General features: G+C 38.7%; 4 protein-coding genes. 3 read left to right on the forward strand and 1 reads right to left on the reverse strand.

Annotated elements, in window-relative coordinates; genetic code table 11:
* The first annotated feature begins 194 nt into the window (after positions 1 to 194).
* The 3 genes from guaD to JR005_RS04660 all read left to right on the forward strand — a co-directional run bounded on the left by guaD (position 195) and on the right by JR005_RS04660 (position 2,703).
* Positions 195 to 1,514 carry a guanine deaminase gene (gene guaD, locus JR005_RS04650; RefSeq protein WP_218665637.1) on the forward strand — a complete coding sequence of 440 codons (1,320 nt, stop codon included), beginning with the start codon at positions 195 to 197 and terminating at the stop codon, positions 1,512 to 1,514.
* Between the two features lie 235 nt (positions 1,515 to 1,749).
* On the forward strand, positions 1,750 to 2,277 hold the full coding sequence (gene hpt, locus JR005_RS04655) for a hypoxanthine phosphoribosyltransferase (protein WP_218665638.1): 528 nt from the start codon (positions 1,750 to 1,752) through the stop codon (positions 2,275 to 2,277).
* A gap of 171 nt (positions 2,278 to 2,448) precedes the next feature.
* Positions 2,449 to 2,703, forward strand: coding sequence for a GlsB/YeaQ/YmgE family stress response membrane protein (locus JR005_RS04660; RefSeq protein ID WP_044437418.1), 255 nt, complete (start codon positions 2,449 to 2,451; stop codon positions 2,701 to 2,703).
* Positions 2,704 to 2,821: 118 nt separating this feature from the next.
* Here JR005_RS04660 and JR005_RS04665 read toward each other — a convergent pair whose 3' ends face one another.
* On the reverse strand, positions 2,822 to 3,523 hold the full coding sequence (locus JR005_RS04665) for a DsbC family protein (protein ID WP_218665639.1): 702 nt from the start codon (positions 3,521 to 3,523) through the stop codon (positions 2,822 to 2,824).
* Positions 3,524 to 3,638: the final 115 nt, after the last annotated feature.

Here is a 3,638-nt window from a genome sequence, read left to right on the forward strand (position 1 = left end):
TAAATTTATACAGTTTGGCAAGTTCCTTGCATCTTATCCAGAAAAAAACTGAGATTTAAGGACTCTTGATTGAGTCCTTAAATCTCTTATCTTTAATTCTCGATAATCCTTGTTTTGCTTTTCATATAAACACTGCAATGCGAAGGAAATACGTTACAATCAATCGAAAAAATTACAAGTTATAGGTTTTTTAGATGTCATCTTCCGCTCAAACCACCATTGTTCGTGGTCGATTTTTAGATATCCAGTCTTTGGTTCAACAAGCTCAACAGATTCCTGAACAAGTTCGTTATCTTGAAGACGGCGTTCTGATTAGCGAAAACGGTAAAATCAAATGGTTTGGCACATGGCAAGATGCACAGCCTCATCTTCCTGAAAATATTGAAATTCAACATTATCCACAACAACTGATTGTCCCAGGATTTATCGATACGCACATTCATTATCCCCAAACTGAAATGGTGGGTGCGTACGGTGAGCAACTTCTGAGTTGGCTAAATACTTATACCTTTCCAACTGAACTTCAATTTAAAGACCCAGCCTATGCACAAAACATTGCCCAGTTTTTTGTGCAAGAACTATTAAAAAATGGAACAACGACAGCACTGGTATTCTGTACGGTCCATCCTGAATCTGTTGATGCCTTATTTGAAGCCGCAGAACGCATTCAGATGCGTTTGATTGCAGGTAAAGTGCTGATGGATCGTCATGCACCAGATGGTCTTTGTGACACGCCACAAAGCGCTTATGACGAATCTAAAAACCTTATTGAAAAATGGCATGCTAAGGGCAGGGCGCTCTATGCAATTACGCCACGTTTTGCACCAACCTCGACGCCAGAACAATTAGAAAAAGCGGGTCAACTCAAGCAGGAATATCCTGATGTCTATGTGCATACCCATTTAAGTGAAAATAAAGATGAAATTGCGTGGGTAAAATCACTTTATCCTGAACAAAAAAGCTACCTCGATGTATATCATCATTATGGTTTGACAGGCCAGCGCTCGGTATTTGCCCATTGTGTGCATTTAGAACAAGAGGAATGGCAATGTATGCATCAAACAGATTCAGCCATTGCCTTTTGCCCGACCTCAAACTTATTTTTAGGTAGTGGTTTATTTCCATTGAAAAAGACTTGGGAACAAGGCGTTAAAGTGGGCTTAGGCACTGATATTGGAGCAGGCACATCCTTTAGTCTGTTACAAACCATCAATGAAGCCTATAAAGTTCAACAGCTACAAGGCGATAAACTCTCTGCTTATGAAGCGCTTTACCATGCCACAATAGGCGGTGCAAAAGCACTGGATTTACAGGACCAACTCGGTAACTTTAATGTCGGTAAAGAAGCTGATTTTGTGGTACTGAATTTAAAAGCCACTGCTTTGCAAAGTCTGCGTCAGTCTCGCGCGAAATCGCTAGATGATGCTTTGTTTGCGCTGTTTACTATGGGCGATGATCGTAATATCGAGGCGACGTATATTTATGGACAATGTGCCTACAAAAAAACTGAATAAATCAAAAGTGAAACCCAGACCGTGGCTAAAATGGACGATCTTCGCAGTAGCATGTGGCTTACTGTTAAAGCGTGATCAACCTGTCAAAAAGAAGCCATAGTTACAGTTAATCATTTGAGAAGGGATGCATCATCTGCTTTTTTGTTTTAAAATTTACGGATGAATTGAAGATTTCAGGGTGTTGCAGGTCAACACCTTTTTTATTTTTAACTTTTGCGTTTTAGGTATCTACCCCATGACCGTTGCAATGAGCGTGATGATCTCAACTGAAGACATTCAAGCCAAAGTCAAACAACTCGGTGAACAAATCAATGCTCACTATACCAATAGCCAAAAAGATCTGGTGTTGATTGGTTTACTCCGCGGCTCTTTTATTTTTATGGCAGATTTATGCCGAGCCATCGAAAAACCGCATGAACTGGATTTTATGACGGTTTCCAGCTATGGCAGCAGTACCACGTCTTGTCGTGATGTTAAAATTTTAAAAGATCTGGATGGTGAGATTCGCGGCAAAGATGTGCTCGTGGTCGAAGATATTATTGATTCTGGCAATACTTTAAGCAAAGTACTTGAAATTTTGCAAACGCGCGAACCCAATTCTATTGAACTCTGTACGCTGGTGAGTAAACCTTCACGCCGTGAAATTGAACTTGAAGTTAAGTTTTTGGGTTTTGAAGTTGAAGACCGCTTTATTGTGGGTTATGGATTGGATTACGATCAAAAATATCGTCATTTACCCTTTATTGGTGAAATTGGTCTGTAGTCAAAAAATGGCGCTTTCGCGTCATTTTTTATGGATGTTTTACACGATATCGACCAAACAAAAACGCAACATGATTTAGCAATCCGTGACTATCAGCCTGATTTAAAACCGTTCACTATAATAAAACAAGCACTTTTAAAACCAGAATAAGCAAAACAAGGAGAACGTCTTATGTGGTCATTTATTGTTGCCATTGTCGTCGGTTTTATTGCAGGTTTGATCGCCCGCGCGATTCATCCTGGTGAAGATAAAGCGGGTTTTATTGTTACTACACTACTTGGGATTGCAGGTTCACTTTTAGCGACCTATGGCGGACGTGCTTTAGGGCTTTATCCTGAAAATTCCAGTGCGGGTTTTATCGCCTCGGTTGTAGGCGCTATTATTATTCTGTTTATTTATAATCTGATGAGCAAAAAAACCACCTAAATTTGCTATAAGATCTAAATAAAAGTGGTAATTTTTCTACATAAATTACTCATCTTTTAAATTTGATTTAAGGCTGATATCGCTATCAGCCTTAACAGTTGAAAACGAAATTTGTAGCTTAATCCAGTTTAAATTCTTTCCACAACGATTCAATTTGTTCAGCCGAAACCACGCCAGCTGCTTTAAAGCCATTTGAAAAAATCAGCGTTGGAGTTCCCTGTATCCCTAAGGTTTGACCTAACTTTAAATTGCGATCAATTGGATTTGCACAAGCCGTCAGTGTTTGTGGAACAATGCCTTTTCGAATCAAATTATTCCATGCATAGGCACGGTTTGCTTCGCACCAGACTTGTTTAGAAGGCTGTACCGATTGACTGCGAATGGGATAAATAAAGGTATAGATCGTCACATTTTTCAGTTGATCGAGCTGATTTTCTAATTGTTTGCAATAAGGACAATTGGGATCTGAGAAAACTGCTATCTGGCGTTTACCATTGCCTTTCACGGTTTTAATGGCGTCCTGTAAAGGTAAACTTTTCCAGTCAATACTTTTGTTTTTGACCACCAGATCCTTCGTTAAATTATGCTGATCTTTTAAGCGAATCATCGAACCAATCAAAATATGTTCTGCATTTTCACTAAGATAAATAATCTGATTATCTAGTGTCGCACTATATAAACCCTGTATTTCGGTTTTCTGGATATTTTCAATATTTAATTTGGGATACTTTTGTTTGAGTTGAATCTGCACACTTTCCACACTGGCTTGACTTGAAAAAGCCCATGCACTTATTAAAGCTGCCAGTAAAATTTTATACATTGCATCATACTCAACCTAAACAAAGCTGTATTGTAAAAGAAACACAGCTCAGCTCTGTTATATTTTCTTTGAATCTTAGACCTTGAATCAGATGTTTCACGTGAAACATTTTTTG

The organism is Acinetobacter sp. Colony158 (assembly GCF_019264745.1).
In the GTDB taxonomy this organism is placed as follows: Bacteria; Pseudomonadota; Gammaproteobacteria; order Pseudomonadales; family Moraxellaceae; genus Acinetobacter; species Acinetobacter ursingii.